Origin of the sequence: Streptomyces sp. NBC_00984, assembly GCF_045162475.1 — a bacterium.
Lineage (GTDB): Bacteria > Actinomycetota > Actinomycetes > Streptomycetales > Streptomycetaceae > Streptomyces.
In genome coordinates this window covers 2,344,682-2,362,331 of sequence record NZ_CP108734.1, presented here as the reverse complement: position 1 = coordinate 2,362,331, position 17,650 = coordinate 2,344,682, and the positions used below count along the sequence as shown (strand labels likewise).

The window sequence follows — 17,650 nt, the reverse complement described above, 5'->3', positions numbered from 1 at the left end:
GTTCATGGTCAGGAGGCGGGCGGCGTACCACCCTCGTTCTTGGGCGTACCGCCCTCGTTCTTGGGTGCAGCGCCCTCGTCCTTGTGGGACAGGCGCTCGACCGCGTCCTTGGCCTTCCTCGCGCCGGACTCGATCTTGTCGCTGTACTTGCCCTTGGTCTTTTGGTCGACCGTCCGTGCGGCCTTGTCGAGCCCTTGGTCGATCTTGTCCCCGTGCTGATGCGCGAGTTCGCCGACCTTGTCCTTGGCGGGGCTCAGCTTGGCCTTCAAATTGTCCAGGAAGCCCATCGGGCACCTTCCCTGCTGGGGGACTACGGTCGGGCACTTCTTCAAAACGTGAAAAAACGCCCATATTTACTTCGGATTCTACTGGCGCGCGAGAAGATCCGCGCTGTCCGGGGCCCCGTGGTCGGCGCGGCGCGGCACTCGGCGTCTTTTCGATGGGGGGCAGGCTCACCCGTTCGGGAAGACCCGCGGAGGTTTGCGAGACTGTGGCAGTGAGAAGTTCAGCTCCCGCACCGCGGGTCATCACCGTTGTCGGTCCCACTGCAGCCGGAAAGTCCGATCTGGGGGTATTCCTTGCTCAGCAGCTCGACGGCGAAGTGGTCAACGCCGACTCCATGCAGCTCTACCGGGGAATGGACATCGGTACCGCGAAGCTGACGCTCGCCGAACGCGGCTCCGTCCCGCACCACCTGCTGGACATCTGGGACGTCACCGAGGCCGCCAGCGTCGCCGAGTACCAGCGGCTGGCCCGCGCCGAGATCGACCGGCTGCTCGCCGCCGGTCGCACCCCCGTCCTGGTCGGCGGCTCCGGGCTCTACGTGAAGGGCGCCATCGACGCCCTGGAGTTTCCCGGCACGGATCCGGACGTACGGGCCAGGCTGGAGGAGGAACTGGTCGAGCGCGGCTCCGGAGCGCTGCACGCCCGGCTCGCCGCCGCCGACCCCGGAGCGGGCCGGGCCATCCTGCCGAGCAACGGGCGCCGGATCGTCAGGGCCCTCGAAGTCATCGAGATCACCGGCAAGCCCTTCACCGCCAACCTCCCGGGTAACGATGCGGTGTACGACACCGTCCAGATCGGTGTCGACGTGGCCCGCCCCGAGCTCGACGAACGCATCGCCCTGAGGGTCGACCGGATGTGGGCGGCCGGACTCGTCGACGAGGTGCGCGCCCTGGAGGCGCAGGGTCTGCGGGAGGGCCGCACCGCGTCCCGGGCGCTCGGCTACCAGCAGGTGCTTGCCGCGCTGGCCCAGGAATGCACCGAGGACGAGGCACGGGCCGAGACCGTTCGCGCCACCAAGCGATTCGCACGCCGTCAGGACTCGTGGTTCCGCCGCGACCCGCGGGTCCACTGGCTGAGCGGCGCCGCGGAGCACCGCGGGGAACTCCCGCGCCAGGCGCTGGCGTTGGTCGAACGAGCGGTTACAGCCTGATCACGTGATGGCATCGGGAAGCCCTGCCCGTCAATTCGGCGACCTGGAGCGTGCCATCATCGAGCATCGATCGACCAGTGGAGTCCGAGTTGGGAGGGCGCGTGGCGATGGAGGCCAGCCCTCGCGACACTGAACAAGACGCACCGGACGCGCTGCACGGGACAGGCAGTCTGAGCCCCGACGGGCCGGACGAGCTCGAAGCGACCCCCGAGGTCGAGGTCGAGCTGCGGCCCGCGCGCAGGCTGCGGATCTGGCAGCTGGCACCGATCGTCATGCTCGCCGCGGTGGGATCGCTGATGTTCGCCTTCCCGCTGGCCTTCGAGTTCGGCGACGGTGGCGCCGTCGTGGCCATGCTGGGCCTGCTGATCAGCTGCTGCGCGGCCGGCTGGGGCATGATGGCCGCCCGCCGGGTGGGATACACCTGGCCCGGCCTGCCACAGCGGGGTTCGGGCGAGCGGTCCGACTGGCGGGTGATCGCCCTGTACGTCGTCGTCGGCGGCGCGCTGGTCGCCCTGGCCGTCTGGCGCGTGGCACGGCTCCGCTGACGGCCGGAGCGGGCCCTTTCCGCAGGTCCTGCCCTCGCGCGGGAGGCGGCGGGGCGGCCCGGGGCGGTCGGTTGTCGGCGCTGTTTCGTACAGTTGCCCTGTGAGCACCTCGCAGATCGCCTTCCTCAAGGGTCACGGCACCGAGAACGACTTCGTGATCGTTCCCGACCCGGACAACGCCATCGACCTGCCCGCGTCCGTCGTCGCCCGGCTCTGCGACCGCCGGGCCGGTATCGGCGGTGACGGGCTGCTGCACGCCGTACGCTCCGCCGCGCACCCCGAGGCGCGGGCCATGGCGGGCGAGGCCGAGTGGTTCATGGACTACCGCAACGCGGACGGTTCGATCGCCGAGATGTGCGGCAACGGGGTGCGGGTCTTCGCCGGGTTCCTGCAGCGCGCCGGACACGTCGAGGAGGGCGACCTCGCCGTCGCGACCCGGGGCGGCGTGAAGAAGGTCCACATCGCCAAGGACGGCGCCATCACGGTCTCCATGGGTCGCGCGCTCCTTCCCGAGGACGGCGTCACGGTTAGCCTCGGCGGTCGCAGCTGGGACGCCCGCAATGTGAACATGGGCAATCCCCACGCGGTCGCCTTCGTCGACGACCTGGCACACGCCGGCGACCTGTTCTCCGTGCCGCCCTACAGCCCCGCAGCCGTCTACCCCGACGGCGTCAACATCGAATTCGTCGTGGACCGCGGACCGCGCCATGTCGCCATGCGGGTCCATGAGCGCGGCTCCGGCGAGACCCGCTCCTGCGGCACGGGCGCCTGCGCCGTGGCCGTCGCCGCGGCCCGCAGGGACGGCGCGGACCCCGCGGAGACCGGCACCCCCGTCACGTACACGGTCGATCTGCCCGGCGGCACCCTCGTGATCACCGAGCGGCCGGACGGCGAGATCGAGATGACCGGACCGGCCGTGATCGTCGCCGAGGGCCTGATCGACTCCGCCTGGCTCGAAACGGAAAGGCCTTAGAGCTTCGCTCGAATGGGTGATCCCTTTCACGCTGGGCGAGAGCCGGACTCCGCCACGTGGTGGGCTCGGTAGCATCAAGCACCGGCCCGGAGGCGCGACCGCACCTCCCCACCGCCGGTCGACGTCGCCGGAGGTGCCCCATGAGTGCAGAGGCCACCAGCCCAGGTGCCCCCATCCGCCGACGGGGCCGTCCCCGGATCGATCTGCGCAGGCTCGGCCGTGTCGCGCTGCTCGGTCCCGTCCCCCGCGACCGGCTGCCCGATGCCATCGGCCATGTCGCCGAGGCCCACCGGGCCCACCATCCGGATGCCGACCTCTCGATCCTGCACCGGGCCTATGTGCTCGCGGAGTCCTCGCACCGCGGCCAGATGCGCAAGAGCGGCGAGCCGTACATCACGCACCCGCTCGCGGTCACGCTGATCCTCGCCCAGCTCGGCGCCGAGACGACGACGCTCACCGCGTCGCTGCTCCACGACACCGTCGAGGACACCGATGTGACCCTCGATCAGGTACGGGACCAGTTCGGCAAAGAGGTCTGCTATCTCGTCGACGGCGTCACCAAGCTCGAAAAGGTCGACTACGGAGCAGCCGCCGAGCCGGAGACCTTCCGCAAGATGCTGGTCGCCACCGGGGACGACGTCCGGGTCATGTCGATCAAGCTCGCCGACCGGCTGCACAACATGCGCACCCTCGGCGTGATGCGGCCCGAGAAACAGGCCAGGATCGCCAAGGTCACCCGCGACGTGCTGATCCCGCTTGCCGAACGGCTCGGCGTGCAGGCCCTCAAGACCGAGCTGGAGGACCTCGTCTTCGCGATCCTCCACCCCGAGGAGTACGAACGGACCCGCGCGCTGATCGCCGCCGCCTCGGCGCGGTCGGACGGCTCCGGCGCCGCCCCTCAGGACCCGCTCGCGGCCATCGCCGAGAACGTCACGACGGTGCTGCGGGAGGCCGGAATCCCCGCCGAAGTCCTCATCAGGCCGCGCCACTTCGTCTCCGTGCACCGGGTCGGCGTCAAACGCGGCGAGCTGCGCGGCACCGACTTCGGCCGGCTGCTGGTGCTCGTCGGCGAGGACGCCGACTGCTACGCCGTGCTCGGCGAACTGCACACCTGCTTCACCCCGGTGATCTCCGAGTTCAAGGACTTCATCGCCGCACCCAAATTCAACCTGTACCAGTCACTGCACACCGCCGTCGTGGGCGAGGACGGGGCGGTCGCCGAAGTCCTCGTCCGTACCCACCGGATGCACAAGGTCGCCGAGGCCGGAGTCATCGCCCTCGGCAATCCGTACGCCGCGGACGGCGGCGCCGGCCCCCAGGCCGCCGAACCCGCGGACGGAGAGCGCGCCGACCCCACCCGGCCCGGCTGGCTCTCCCGGCTCCTCGCCTGGCAGCAGTCCGCCCCGGACCCCGACACCTTCTGGACCACGCTCCGCGCCGACCTGGCCCAGGACCGGGAGATCACGGTCTTCCGGACCGACGGCGGCACGCTCGGGCTGCCCGCCGGAGCCAGCTGCGTCGACGCCGCCTACGCGCAGTACGGGAACGAAGCGCACAACTGCATCGGCGCCCGGGTCAACGGCCGGCTGGCCACCCTCGGCACCGTGCTCAGCGACGGCGACACCGTGCAGCTGCTGCTCGCCGAGGACGCCGCCTCCGGCCCCTCGCCCGACTGGCTCGACCACGCCAGGACCCCCGCCGCCCGCATCGCCATCACCGGCTGGCTGGACGCCCACCCGGAGGACATCCGGAGCCCGCACGGCGGCCGGCCCGCGGAAACCGGGCCCGAGCAGCCGTCGCAGGGCCACTCCAGGCCCGGACCGCAGCCACCGGAACCCTCCGGCGCCGGTCCCGCCGCGACCGCCGTGGTGGCCCGGCCGGACGCCACCGTACGGCTCGCGGGTTGCTGCACCCCCGTGCCACCCGACGCCGTCACCGGATTCGTCGTGCGCGGCGGCGCCGTCACCGTGCACCGGCTGGAGTGTCCCGCCGTCGCCCGGATGCGGTCCGTCGGCCGGGCGCCGGTCGGGGTGAGCTGGGAGGATGCCACCGACTGCCGGTTCACGCTGGTCGCCGAGTCCTTCGGGCGCCCCCGGCTGCTCGCCGATCTCACCGAGGCGATCGCGACGGCGGACGCGGCGATCATCTCCGCCACCGTCGAACCGCCCAGCGAACAGCGGGTCCGGCACACCTACACCCTCCAGCTCCCCGACGCGGCCGGACTGCCGGCCCTGATGCGCGCCATGCGTGACGTGCCCGGGGTGTACGACGTGAGCCGCGCCCAGCACCCCGTGGCCACCGTCTGACTCCTCCGGTCGGAGCCATCCGCCACAGCGCTCTCATTCGGGTGGTGCGGCGCGCGCCGCACCTGTCCAGCGGGAAGTCGCTGGTAGCGGTAGTTCATGCCGTTCATCTCCCGCCGTCTGCGGGCCGCTCTGCTGGCCACCGCGTCAGCCACTCTCGTCGCAGCCACCCTCCCCTCACCCGTGCCGCTCGGCATCGGCGATCCGCTCTTCCCTCATCTCGGCAACCCCGGGTACGACGTCCGCGCCTACGACATCGGACTGACCTACCACGGCGACAACAGCAAGCCGCTGGACGCCGTCACCAGGATCGACGCGCGGACCACCGAACCGCTCGACCGGATCAACCTCGACTTCACCCGGGGCACGGTCCGCAGCGTCGAAGTCAACGGATTGCGCGCCGACTTCGCCGTCGCGGACGAGGACCTGGTCATCAAGCCACTGGGGCGGCTCCCCGCCGGGGTACCGCTGCGCATCACCGTCTGGCACACCAGCGATCCCGGCGGCGACCAGGACAGCGGCGGCTGGCTGCGTACCGCCGACGGCCTGGCCATGGCCAATCAGGCCGATGCCGGGCACCGGATCTTCCCGAGCAACGACCACCCCTCCGACAAGGCGTACTTCACCTTCCGGGTCACCGCGCCCAAGGACCTGACCGTGGTGGCCAACGGACTGCCCACCGGCACGGCCCGGCACGGCGCCGACACCACCTGGACCTACCGGACCGAACACCCCATGGCCACCGAACTGGCCCAGGTCTCGATCGGGCGCTCCGCCGTCCTGCGCCGGACCGGCCCGCACGGACTGCCGGTACGCCACGTGGTGCCCGGCGCCGACCGCAAACGCCTCGAACCCTGGCTGAGCAAGACCCCCGCCCAGCTGGAGTGGATGGAACAGCAGGTCGGCCGCTACCCCTTCGAGACGTACGGACTGCTCGTCGCCGCCACCGAAACCGGCTTCGAGCTGGAGACCCAGACGCTCTCGCTCTTCGAACGGTCCCTGTTCACCAGGACCGGCTATCCCGAGTGGTACCTCGACTCGATCATGGTGCACGAGCTCGCCCACCAGTGGTTCGGCGACAGTGTCTCCCCGCAGAGCTGGTCCGACCTGTGGCTCAACGAGGGACACGCCACCTGGTACGAGGCCCGCTACGCCGAGGAGCACGCCGGCAAGTCCCTGGAACGCCGGATGCGCGAGGCCTACACCAGGTCCGACGGCTGGCGCGCCGCGGGCGGCCCCCCGGCCCACCCGGACGCCCCGGCGCCCGGACAGAAGATCAGCCTGTTCCGGCCGGTGGTGTATGACGGCAGCGCACTGATCCTCTACGCGCTGCGCCAGGAGATCGGCGCGAGCGCGTTCGACCGGCTGGAGCGGAGCTGGGTGCGGAAGCACCGGGACTCCAACGCCACCACCGAGGACTTCGTCCGGCTGGCGTCCCGGACCGCGGGCCGCGACCTGACCTCGTTCCTCGACGGCTGGCTGTACGGGGAGAAGACCCCGCCGATGCCGGGGCACCCGGACTGGCACAGCACCGCGCCCGCCGGACAGCGGTAAACCCGGGTGACTGGTGCGGCGGACCATGCCACTATCGACGAGTCGCCGCGGCGGCCGGACCGGAGATTCCCGACAGCGGGAATCATCGGAAGGGGTCACGCGTTGTGACTGATGCAACGGACTTCCAACGACGTAAGGATCCAATGACCTCCTCTTCTTCCCTTCCCCAGGACGCGCAGGATGCGCAGAGCGCTACGGAGAATGTCACCGAAAGCCTCACCGAGAGCCTTCGGGCCGACGCCCTGATGGAAGAGGACGTCGCCTGGAGCCACGAGATCGACGGAGAACGGGACGGCGAGCAGCTCGACCGCTCCGAGCGCGCCGCACTGAGGCGTGTGGCCGGACTCTCCACCGAGCTCGAAGATGTCACCGAGGTCGAGTACCGACAGCTGCGCCTGGAGCGCGTGGTGCTGGTCGGTGTCTGGACGTCGGGGACCGTGCGTGACGCGGAGAATTCCCTCGCGGAGCTGGCCGCGCTGGCGGAGACGGCGGGCGCCCAGGTGCTCGACGCGGTCTTCCAGCGCCGCGACAAGCCGGACCCGGCCACCTACATCGGTTCGGGCAAGGCGCTGGAGCTGCGCGACATCGTCCTCGAATCAGGGGCCGACACCGTCGTCTGCGACGGTGAGCTCAGCCCCGGCCAGCTGATCCACCTGGAAGACGTCGTCAAGGTCAAGGTGGTCGACCGGACCGCCCTGATCCTCGACATCTTCGCCCAGCACGCCAAGTCCCGAGAGGGCAAGGCGCAGGTCTCGCTGGCACAGATGCAGTACATGCTGCCGCGGCTGCGCGGCTGGGGTCAGTCGCTCTCCCGTCAGATGGGCGGCGGCGGTTCCAGCGGCGGTGGCGGCATGGCCACCCGTGGTCCCGGTGAGACCAAGATCGAGACGGACCGGCGCCGGATCCGCGAGAAGATGGCGAAGATGCGCCGGGAAATCGCGGAGATGAAGACGGGCCGCGAGATCAAGCGCCAGGAGCGCAAGCGCAACAAGGTGCCGTCGGTCGCCATCGCCGGCTACACCAACGCGGGCAAGTCCTCGCTGCTCAACCGGCTCACCGGAGCAGGCGTCCTGGTGGAGAACGCGCTGTTCGCCACCCTGGACCCGACCGTGCGCCGGGCCGAGACGCCGAGCGGTCGGCTCTACACGCTGGCCGACACCGTCGGGTTCGTACGGCATCTGCCGCACCACCTCGTCGAGGCGTTCCGCTCCACCATGGAGGAGGTCGGCGAATCCGACCTGATCCTGCACGTGGTGGACGGCTCCCACCCGGTGCCGGAGGAGCAGCTCGCCGCGGTGCGCGAGGTGATCCGCGAAGTGGGTGCGGTGAACGTGCCCGAGATCGTGGTGATCAACAAGGCGGACGCGGCCGATCCGCTGGTGCTCCAGCGACTGCTGCGCATCGAGAAGCACGCGATTGCCGTCTCGGCGCGCACCGGCGCCGGTATCGAGGAGCTGCTCGCGCTCATCGACACCGAACTGCCGCGGCCGTCGGTCGAGATCGAGGCGCTCGTGCCGTACATCCAGGGTGGACTCGTCTCCCGGGTGCATGCCGAGGGTGAGGTGATCTCCGAGGAGCACACGCCGGAGGGCACCCTGCTCAAGGCGCGGGTGCACGAGGAGCTGGCGGCCGAGCTCTCCTCGTTCGTCCCCGTGGCGCACTGACCGCGACGCGATACGGCCCGGCAACGACCCGAAGGCCCGCCCCGACCAGGGGCGGGCCTTCGGGTCGTCAGCGGGTGCCGGTGGCCGTCAGTGGCCGGCGAACTTCTCGCTCATGGCGGTGAAGACGTCCTTCGCGCCCGGACCCAGGTGGGGACCGGCGAGCCAGCCCGAAGTCACCGGTCCGATGGAGGTGTTGGAGACCAGCACGGACTTGCCGTCGCTGCCCTTCCTGAACCATCCACCGCCGGACGACCCACCGGTCATGGTGCAGCCGATGCGGTACATCGCCGGAGTGCTCGGGCTGATGGACAGCCGCCCGGCGCGATCGACACACTTGTGCATGATCAGACCGTCGTACGGGGGAGCGGCGGGGTATCCCCAGGCGCCCATGGCGTCGATCCGTGAGATCTCGGGAGCGTCGAAGTCGACCGACAGGGCATTGCCCACGGTCTCCTCCAGGGACTTGGTGCCCTTCTCCGGCTTCACGTGCAGCACCGCGTAGTCATAGGGAGCGCCCTCGCCCCCGGTGGGGCCGCCGTCGGCGAGCCACTCCCCGGACGTCGTCGCCCAGTCCGCCCAGTACGCGCCGTACGGGGCGATCTCCTGGGGCTGCGCGTTCTCCAGGGCCGCGGCGGACTTGCCCTTGTCGTTGTACGCGGGCACGAAGACGATGTTGCGGTACCAGCCGCCCTTCGAACCGGCGTGCACGCAGTGGCCTGCGGTCCACACCAGGTTGGACCGGCCCGGATTCCCCGGATCCTTGACGACGGTGCCCGAGCAGACCATCGAGCCCTCGGGGGAGTCGAAGAACACCTTGCCGACCGGGGCCGCGTAGCTGTGGTACGGAGTCTTCTCGCGCTCGGCCCGCACCGGAGCGGGCTCCGGGTCGGTGGCTGCCCGGTCGCCGGAGACGTCGCCGGCCGCCATGGTCTTCGCCGGGTCCTTGGCCGACTTCATCCGGTCGGGCTTCCACAGTCCCTCGATGACCGGGTTGACGAAGTCCTTGGCCTCACGCAGCCACTTGTCCTTGTTCCAGTTCTTCCACTCGCCGTTCTTCCACTTCTCCGGGTCGACGCCGTGCTTCCTCAGCGTCTCGGCCAGACCGTCGGGCAGGGAGCCGCCGGCGTCCTGGCCGCCCGCGGAGTCGGCGGCGGGCTTGCCGGTCGCGTTGTCCTCGCTCGGACCACAGGCCGTGGCCGTCAGCGCGAGCGCGGCGACGAGCCCGGTCGCGGCGAGCAGCGGACGTATGGATCGCATGGAGAAGGTCCCCCCGAAAATTCCGAAATTGCCATGAACGTGTCATGCGGTTCGTTGGCCGGACCGGCGGCCACCGAAGATGCAGGGCCCCACCCTATGACGGTCCGGAGCGCGCTTCCCGCCGCGGCGGCACGGCCCGCACGGGACGCGGACGGCTGGCGGCGCGGCGCGACGGAAAGGGCCCCCGGCGCGCAACTGCCGCGCCAGGGGCCCCTGATGTGCCGTCACCGCCACCGGTACCGGGCCGGGTGACGGTCCGTCGTCACTGTCCCGCGTACTTCTTGCTGACCGACTCGTAGACGCCCTTGGCCTCCTTGCCGAACCGCGGCCCGGCCAGCCAGCCCGCGGTCACCGGCCCGATGGAGGTGTTCGAGACCAGCGCGGGCTTGCCGTCCTGTCCCGCCGCGACCCAGCCACCGCCCGAGGCACCGCCGGTCATGGTGCAGCCGATGCGGTACATCGTCGGGTCCTGCGCGGTCAGCGAGAGCCGGCCCGGCTTGTCCGCGCACTGGAACGCCTTCTGGCCGTCGTACGGAGGAGCGGCCGGGAAGCCGGTCGCCGTCATGCTGTCGATCTTCGGCACGGCCGGGGCGTTGAACTCGACGGGCAGCGCGGAACCGACCGTCTCCTCCAGGGACTTGCCCGTCGAGCCCTTCTCCGGCGTCACGTGCAGCACCGCGAAGTCGTAGGGCGCGCCCAGTCCGCCCATCGAGGAACCCTGCGAGATCCACTGGTCGGACGTCTGCGCCCAAGTGCCCCACCACACGCCGTAGGGGGCGATCTCCTGCTTGGTCGCCTTCTTCAGCGCGGCCAGGGAAAGGCCCTGGTTGTTGTACGAGGGCACAAAGGCGATGTTGCGGTACCAGCCGCCCTTCTTGCCCGCGTGCACACAGTGCCCGGCGGTCCACACCAGGTTGGACTTCCCGGGGTGCGCCGGGTCCTTGACCACGGTCGCGGAACAGACCATGGAGCCCTCGGGGCTGTCGAAGAGCAGCTTCCCGGACTCCGCGGCGTTGGCGTGGTACGGCGTCCGGACGCCCGCGGCCTGGACCGGCGCGGGCGTCGGGTCCGTCACGCCCACGTCACCCGAGATGTCGTTGTCGACCGGCTTCTCGGGCGACTTGTCGGCATCCCGCATCCGGTCCGGGTTCCAGAGGTCCTCGATGATCGGGTTGACGAAGTCCTTGGCCTCGCGCAGCCACTTGTCCTTGTCCCAGTTCTTCCACTCGCCGTTCTTCCACTGGTCGAGGTCGATCCCATGTGCCTTGAGCCGGTCCTTCAGATCGTCAGGAATCGTGATCTTGCCGTCCGAGGACTGGCCGGCGGGAACGTTCGGCTTGTCACTCGCGTTGTCCTCCTCGGGCCCGCAGGCGGTGGCGCCGAGCGCGAGCACCGCGGTGACCGCGGCCACCGCGAGCACCGACGAGGGCCGGCGGCGTCCCCTCCCCTGACGTGCGGCGAGAACCGGTCGAATGAGTCGCATGTGGTGATCCCCCTGGGACTTCGTAACTCAACACTTCTGTACTGCACTGCGGTACTGCTCCGAGCCACCTGCTCCGAACACCCTGCGGACTGTCGGACAACCGTCCTGGATCCTGTGCGGCCCCCACTATGCCGGTGCCGATGGGGACGGTGAGCGGCAGGGCCGTGGTTCCGCCTCCGCAAGGATCTTCCGATTTACCCGTGATCCGTCGCTCCCGGCGTCGTTGGTACGTGCGTGGGACCCGGGGAAAGCGTTCGTCCCCGTACTCCGTCCGTGCGTCGACGTACTGATGTGCAACGCAACCGTTACAGCGGGAGGACCAACAGCCGTGGCCGTGACCGAACCAGCCCCGGTGGCAGCACCGACGGTGCACGAGGGGATCCTGCGCCGCCAGTCCCTGCGCGAATCCGCCGCCCGTACCTACGCGCGTTCACTGCCGATCGTGCCGGTCCGGGCCCGTGGGCTGACCATCGAGGGCGCGGACGGACGGCGGTATCTCGACTGCCTCTCCGGAGCCGGCACCCTGGCGCTCGGACACAACCACCCGGTCGTCCTGGAGGCGATCAAGAAGGTCCTCGACTCGGGTGCGCCGCTGCATGTGCTCGACCTCGCCACCCCGGTCAAGGACGCCTTCACCACGGAGCTGTTCGCCACCCTGCCGCGGCAGTTCGCCGACAACGCCCGGATCCAGTTCTGCGGCCCGGCGGGCACGGACGCGGTCGAGGCGGCGTTCAAGCTGGTCCGCGGCGCGACCGGCCGCAGCGGCCTCCTCGCCTTCACCGGCGCCTACCACGGGATGACCGCCGGAGCCCTCGCCGCCTCCGGCGGCGCCGAGGACGTACGGGTGACCAGGCTGCCCTTCCCGCGGAACTACCGCTGCCCCTTCGGCGTCGGCGGTGAGCGCGGCGCGGAGATCGCCGCCCGGTGGACCGAGAACCTCCTGGACGATCCCAAGGGGGGCACACCCGCGCCGGCCGGGATGATCCTCGAACCGGTGCAGGGGGAGGGCGGTGTGAACCCCGCTCCCGACGGCTGGATGCGCCGGATGCGCGAGATCACCGAGGCCCGCTCCGTCCCCCTGATCGCCGACGAGGTCCAGACGGGCGTCGGTCGCACCGGTGCCTTCTGGGCAGTCGAACACAGCGGGATCGTGCCCGATGTGATGGTGCTCTCCAAGGCGATCGGCGGCTCCCTCCCACTCGCCGTGATCGTCTACCGCTCCGAACTCGACACCTGGCAGCCGGGCGCCCACGCCGGCACCTTCCGGGGCAACCAGCTCGCGATGGCGGCGGGCACGGCCACCCTCGCCTTCGTGCGGGAGAACCGCCTCGCCGAGCGCGCCGCGACCCTCGGCGCCCGCATGCTCGCCCGCCTCCAGGCGCTGGCCACCGACCACCCCACCATCGGTGACGTACGCGGACGCGGCCTGATGATCGGGGTCGAGCTGGTCGACCCGGAAGCCGCCCCGCCCGGCGACAGCCCCGAGCCGCCGCCCGCCCCCGCCCTCGCCGCAGCCGTCCAGCAGGAGTGCCTGCGCCGCGGGCTCATCGTCGAACTCGGCGGACGCCACTCCACCGTCGTACGCCTCCTCCCTCCCCTCACACTCACCGACGAACAGGCGACAGCGGTCGTGGACCGCCTCGCCGACGCCCTGGCAGCCGCCGAGCGGCTGCCGCACCGCCGGATCACGACCGGGTCGATCCGCTGACCCCGGACACCCTCACGAGAAAGACCGCCGTGAACCCCACCCCCGCGCCCCAGGCCGACGGCTCTCCCCCCACCCAGCAGCGAGGACAGGCCGGGCTCACCGGCCACCTCGTCGCCGAGCAGTCCACCGTGCCGCGCCAGATGACGGCACCGCCCGACGAGTGGTGCACCCCGAAGTCCGCGCTCACCACCGGGGCACTGGCCGACCCGCTCGACCACCCGGACCCGCTGCGGGCCGCCGACACGGCGGGCGCGGAGAATCTGCTGCGCTGCTGGGTCCGGGAAACCGACCTGCCCGAGCCGGACGGGCACACACTCCGCGTCCCCCTCCCCGCCAGCGGAACGGCCCTGCTCGTCCCCGTCCTCCACTGGTCGGCCACCGGCTGGCACCGTTTCGGCCCGCCCGCCCTGGAGGGGGCACCCGAAGGAGCACCCCCCGCCGACGCCGTCACGATCGCCGCTCTCCTGGGCCGCGAGACCGACCGCGACCCGGGGGCCGACATGGTGGCCCGGGTGGCCGACTCGGTACGGCGAACCGCCGACTTCATCGCCGAGCGGCGCCGCACCCCCCACGCCCCGGCCGAGGCGGATCTCTTCCTCACCGCGGAGCAGTCGCTTCTGCTCGGGCACCCGCTCCACCCCACCCCCAAGAGCCGAGAAGGGCTCTCCGACGCCGAATCCCGCCTCTACTCGCCCGAGTCGCACGGCTCCTTCCCGCTGCACTGGATGGCCGTCGACCGGTCCGTACTGGCCACCGACTCCGCCTGGACCGACGGAGGCCGTCCCGTGCCGGCCACGGAGCTGGTCACCCGCCATGCCGAGGGGCTGAGCCTCCCCGACAACACCGCACCGATTCCGCTCCACCCCTGGCAGGCCCGCGAACTCGCCCACCGCCCCGAGGTGGCCGCCCTGCTCGACGCCGGGCTCCTCCACGACCTGGGACCGCACGGCAGGCGCTGGCACCCCACCTCCTCCGTCCGTACCGTGCACCGGCCCGGTGCCGAGGTCATGCTCAAGCTCTCCCTCGGCGTACGCATCACCAACTCCCGCCGGGAGAACCTCCGCAAGGAACTGCACCGCGGAGTGGAGGTCCACCGCTTGCTCCGCAGCGGGCTCGCCACACAGTGGCACGCCGCCCATCCGGGCTTCGACATCGTCCGCGACCCCGCCTGGCTCGCCGTGGACGGCCCGGACGGCGAACCCGTCCAGGGCCTCGACGTGATGCTTCGCCACAACCCGTTCGGGCCGCACGACGACGCGGTCTGCATCGCGGCCCTGACCGCCCCGCGCCCATGGCCGGGCAGAACGGGCATGCACTCGCGCCTCGCCGAGATCGTCCACTCCCTGGCCGCCGTCACCGGACGAACCGTGCGCGCGGTCGCCGCCGAGTGGTTCCTGCGCTACCTGCACCGCGTCGTGGGCCCGGTGCTCTGGCTCGACGGCCACGCAGGCGTGGCCCTCGAAGCACACCAGCAGAACACCCTGGTGCTGCTCGACCCCCAGGGATGGCCGGTCGGCGGCCGATACCGCGACAACCAGGGCTACTACTTCCGCGAGTCCCACCGCGCGGCGCTGGAGCGCAGGCTCCCCGGCATCGGATCGGCCAGCGACACCTTCGTCTCCGACGCGGTCACCGACGAACGCTTCGCCTACTACCTCGGCATCAACCATGTGTTCGGCCTGATCGGGGCGTTCGGCGCCCAGCGTCTCGCCGACGAACGCGTACTCATCGCGGCCTTCCGCCGATTCCTCGGCTCGGCCGCCGCCCTGGGCTCCCCGCTCCCCGCACACCTGCTGGAAAAGCCCGAGCTGCGGTGCAAGGCCAACCTGCTGACCCGGATGCACGGCCTGGACGAACTCGTCGGCCCCGTCGACACCCAGTCCGTCTACGTCACCATCGCCAACCCCCTGTACGCCTGAGGGAACATCACCACCGCCTGAACCGCCGAGAGGAGAGCGACATCGTGGCTCCAGCCGATGCGCACACCGACGCCGTTACCGGTCCTGCCCCACCGGCCGACACAGGTGCCGAGGACACCCTGGACCTGGAGCTCTCCGAGGAACTCCTCGCCCTGTTCGGGGAAGACCCCCCGGGCACCACGGGCATCACGGGCGACGCGGGCCGGGCAGCGGGTACGCAGCCGACGGCGAGCAGGGCGGCCTCCTCCGACCTGCTCGACCATCCGGCCGACTGGGGACCGGTCACCACCCCGGCCGGAGTCCTCCAACTCGTCCCCGTGCGGCTGGAACGCGATCTCGCCGTACTGAGCCGCTGGATGAACGACCCCGCCGTCGCGGCCTTCTGGGAACTCGCCGGACCCGAAGCGGTCACAGCCGCCCATCTGCGTAGTCAACTCGACGGCGACGGACGCAGCGTCCCCTGCCTCGGCGTGCTGGCGGGCATTCCCATGAGCTACTGGGAGATCTACCGCGCGGACCTCGACCCGCTGGCACGCCACTACCCGGCCCGTCCGCACGACACCGGTATCCACCTGCTCATCGGTGGTGTGAACAACCGCGGGCGCGGCGTCGGAACCACTCTGCTGCGGGCCGTCGCCGATCTCGTACTCGACAACCGCCCCCGGTGCGCGCGGGTGGTCGCGGAACCCGATCTGCGTAACACTCCGTCCGTCTCCGCCTTTCTGAGTGCCGGCTTCCGCTTCTCCGCGGAACTCGAACTCCCCGACAAACGAGCCGCCCTGATGATCCGCGACCGAACTCATCGTGCCCAGCTGTGAACGAACCGCTGCACAACTCACACCGCTCGAAACCCATCGGTTCCGTCCCGAGGAGTCCCCGTGCCGAAATATCCCGCGAGCCATGATTCGGCGCAGTCCGCCGAGCTGCTCAGCACGCCAGAACTGAACCGGACGGTCTGGGACGGAGCCGCCGCCCGACTGCTCGCGAAGATGCTCGGTCAATTCGCCTACGAGAAAGTCATCGAGCCGGCCGCGCAGGCAGGCGGCGATACGTACACCCTCGGCCTCGACGACGGCGGAACCCTCGGCTTCAGGGCCCGGCGGGGCGTGTACGGAAGCTGGCACATCGCCCCGGACTCGATCCTGGAGACGCCCGGGAACACTCCCGGGACGCCGGCCGGCGCGGGGCCCGACGGCGACCGGGGCCCCGCCACCGAGCAGCCCGGCGACCGGAGCACCGGCCCCGTCCCCTTCCGCGATCCGCTCCAGTTCCTCGTGCGCGCCCGCCGGCTCCTCGACATCGACGGCGCCACCCTCGGCCACCTCATCCGCGAGATCACCACCACCCTCACCGCCGACGCCCGGCTCGACCACACCGCCCTCACCGCGGCCCGACTGGCCGACCTCGACTACGCCGAGCTGGAAGGGCACCAGACCGGCCACCCCTGGCTCGTCGCCAACAAGGGCCGCCTCGGCTTCTCCGCCACCGACGCCTCGCGCTACACCCCCGAGGCCCGCACGCCCCTCACGCTGCCGTGGATCGCGGTCTCCACGAGGATCGCCGCCTACCGCGGAGTGGCCGGCCTGGCCGGACCGGAGCAGCTGTACGCACAGGAACTCGACCCGTCGGTCCGTGATTCCTTCGCCGCCGTGCTCCGTACCCGCGGCCTCGATGCCGACAGCTACCTCTTCCTTCCCGTACACCCCTGGCAGTGGGACGAATGGATCGTTCCGGTCTTCGCCCCCGCCATCGCCGCCGGTGACATCGTTCCGCTGCACGCCGACGCGGACCTCAGGCTGGCTCAGCAGTCCATCCGCACCTTCAGCAACGTGGCCCGCCCCGACCGGCACACCGTCAAACTGCCCCTGTCGATCCTCAACACACTGGTCTGGCGAGGACTGCCGACCGAACGCACCCTCGCGGCCCCGGCCGTCACCACCTGGGTCCACGGCCTGCGCGACGGGGACGCCTTTCTGCGTGACACCTGCGGGGTCATCCTGCTCGGCGAGGTGGCCTCGGTGGCGGTCGAGCACCCGCTCTACGACCGCCTTCCCGAGGCCCCGTACCAGTTCAAGGAGATCCTCGGTGCGATCTGGCGCGAGCCCCTCCAGCCCCGGCTCGCGCCCGGCGAGCGGGCCCGGACCCTCGCCTCGCTGCTCCACACCGATCTGCAGGGCCGCGCCTTCACCGCCGAGCTCGTCGCCCGCTCCGGGCTGACGCCCACCGCCTGGCTGACCCGCCTCTTCGCCGCCCTGCTGCCGCCGCTGCTGCACTTCCTCTACCGCTACGGCACGGTGTTCTCCCCGCACGGCGAGAACGCCATCGTGGTCTTCGACGACCAGGACGTACCGGTGCGACTGGCGATCAAGGACTTCGTCGACGACGTGAACATCAGCGCCCGGCCGCTGCCGGAGCACGAGTCGATGCCCGAGGACGTACGCCGCACCCTGCTCACAGAGGAACCCTCCTTCCTCACCCAGTTCATCCACTCCGGACTGTTCATCGGCGTGTTCCGCTTCCTGTCCCCGCTGTGCGAGGAACAGCTGGGCGTTCCGGAGGCCGATTTCTGGTCACTCGTGCGGGCCGAGATCCTGCGCCACCACGCCCGCTTTCCGGAGCTCAAGGAGCGGTTCGAGATGTTCGACCTGCTGACGCCCCGCATCGAACGCCTCTGTCTGAACCGCAACCGCCTGCATGTCGACGGATACCGGGACCGCCCCCAGCGCCCGCACGCGGCCATCCACGGGACCGTTCCCAACCCGCTCCACCCCTCAGCCGGAGTCCGGGAGTGACCGGTGTTGTCAGTGGC

Annotated in this window: 13 protein-coding genes; 10 read left to right on the top strand and 3 right to left on the bottom strand. The window is 70.8% G+C overall.

Annotated elements, in window-relative coordinates; genetic code table 11:
* Window positions 1–8: 8 nt before the first annotated feature.
* A complete protein-coding gene (locus OG520_RS10085) occupies window positions 9–287 on the bottom strand; it encodes an antitoxin (RefSeq protein WP_399330371.1) in 279 nt (92 codons plus the stop codon).
* A 209-nt stretch (window positions 288–496) separates the two neighbouring features.
* Between OG520_RS10085 and miaA the strand changes: the two genes are divergently transcribed.
* The 6 genes from miaA to hflX all read left to right on the top strand — a co-directional run bounded on the left by miaA (window position 497) and on the right by hflX (window position 8,474).
* The gene (miaA, locus tag OG520_RS10080; protein WP_385328728.1) at window positions 497–1,435 is read left to right on the top strand and encodes a tRNA (adenosine(37)-N6)-dimethylallyltransferase MiaA; all 939 of its coding nucleotides are present in this window, start codon (window positions 497–499) and stop codon (window positions 1,433–1,435) included.
* A 107-nt stretch (window positions 1,436–1,542) separates the two neighbouring features.
* The gene (locus OG520_RS10075) at window positions 1,543–1,980 is read left to right on the top strand and encodes a hypothetical protein (protein ID WP_406012949.1); all 438 of its coding nucleotides are present in this window, start codon (window positions 1,543–1,545) and stop codon (window positions 1,978–1,980) included.
* A gap of 100 nt (window positions 1,981–2,080) precedes the next feature.
* On the top strand, window positions 2,081–2,953 hold the full coding sequence (gene dapF / locus OG520_RS10070; protein ID WP_406012948.1) for a diaminopimelate epimerase: 873 nt from the start codon (window positions 2,081–2,083) through the stop codon (window positions 2,951–2,953).
* 140 nt (window positions 2,954–3,093) lie between these two features.
* The gene (locus OG520_RS10065; RefSeq protein ID WP_406012947.1) at window positions 3,094–5,259 is read left to right on the top strand and encodes a RelA/SpoT family protein; all 2,166 of its coding nucleotides are present in this window, start codon (window positions 3,094–3,096) and stop codon (window positions 5,257–5,259) included.
* 96 nt (window positions 5,260–5,355) lie between these two features.
* Entirely contained in the window at window positions 5,356–6,810 is a 1,455-nt protein-coding gene (locus OG520_RS10060) for a M1 family metallopeptidase (RefSeq protein ID WP_406012946.1), read from the top strand.
* 143 nt (window positions 6,811–6,953) lie between these two features.
* Entirely contained in the window at window positions 6,954–8,474 is a 1,521-nt protein-coding gene (gene hflX, locus OG520_RS10055; RefSeq protein ID WP_385328724.1) for a GTPase HflX, read from the top strand.
* A gap of 87 nt (window positions 8,475–8,561) precedes the next feature.
* Here hflX and OG520_RS10050 read toward each other — a convergent pair whose 3' ends face one another.
* Window positions 8,562–9,731 (bottom strand): trypsin-like serine peptidase, encoded by a 1,170-nt coding sequence (locus OG520_RS10050; protein WP_406012945.1) that lies wholly within the window; start codon window positions 9,729–9,731, stop codon window positions 8,562–8,564.
* Between the two features lie 262 nt (window positions 9,732–9,993).
* Window positions 9,994–11,214 carry a trypsin-like serine peptidase gene (locus OG520_RS10045; protein WP_406012944.1) on the bottom strand — a complete coding sequence of 407 codons (1,221 nt, stop codon included), beginning with the start codon at window positions 11,212–11,214 and terminating at the stop codon, window positions 9,994–9,996.
* Between the two features lie 328 nt (window positions 11,215–11,542).
* On the opposite strand from OG520_RS10045, the gene OG520_RS10040 reads away from it, so the two are divergent.
* The 4 genes from OG520_RS10040 to OG520_RS10025 are packed head-to-tail and all read left to right on the top strand — an operon-like array spanning window position 11,543 to window position 17,633.
* Entirely contained in the window at window positions 11,543–12,922 is a 1,380-nt protein-coding gene (locus tag OG520_RS10040) for a diaminobutyrate--2-oxoglutarate transaminase family protein (protein ID WP_406012943.1), read from the top strand.
* A 29-nt stretch (window positions 12,923–12,951) separates the two neighbouring features.
* Complete coding sequence (locus OG520_RS10035) at window positions 12,952–14,841, top strand: IucA/IucC family protein (protein WP_406012942.1); 1,890 nt, start codon at window positions 12,952–12,954, stop codon at window positions 14,839–14,841.
* 44 nt (window positions 14,842–14,885) lie between these two features.
* Entirely contained in the window at window positions 14,886–15,659 is a 774-nt protein-coding gene (locus tag OG520_RS10030) for a GNAT family N-acetyltransferase (protein WP_406012941.1), read from the top strand.
* A gap of 60 nt (window positions 15,660–15,719) precedes the next feature.
* Entirely contained in the window at window positions 15,720–17,633 is a 1,914-nt protein-coding gene (locus OG520_RS10025; RefSeq protein WP_406012940.1) for an IucA/IucC family protein, read from the top strand.
* Window positions 17,634–17,650 lie beyond the last annotated feature (17 nt).

Excerpts from the sequence above, each read along its gene's own strand:
- OG520_RS10065 (WP_406012947.1), top strand. The coding sequence starts at position 3,094 with ATGAGTGCAGAGGCCACCAGCCCAGGTGCCCCCATCCGCCGACGGGGC.
- OG520_RS10085 (WP_399330371.1), bottom strand. The coding sequence starts at position 287 with ATGGGCTTCCTGGACAATTTGAAGGCCAAGCTGAGCCCCGCCAAGGAC.
- hflX (WP_385328724.1), top strand. The coding sequence starts at position 6,954 with ATGACCTCCTCTTCTTCCCTTCCCCAGGACGCGCAGGATGCGCAGAGC.
- OG520_RS10075 (WP_406012949.1), top strand. The coding sequence starts at position 1,543 with ATGGAGGCCAGCCCTCGCGACACTGAACAAGACGCACCGGACGCGCTG.
- OG520_RS10060 (WP_406012946.1), top strand. The coding sequence starts at position 5,356 with ATGCCGTTCATCTCCCGCCGTCTGCGGGCCGCTCTGCTGGCCACCGCG.
- OG520_RS10045 (WP_406012944.1), bottom strand. The coding sequence starts at position 11,214 with ATGCGACTCATTCGACCGGTTCTCGCCGCACGTCAGGGGAGGGGACGC.
- OG520_RS10050 (WP_406012945.1), bottom strand. The coding sequence starts at position 9,731 with ATGCGATCCATACGTCCGCTGCTCGCCGCGACCGGGCTCGTCGCCGCG.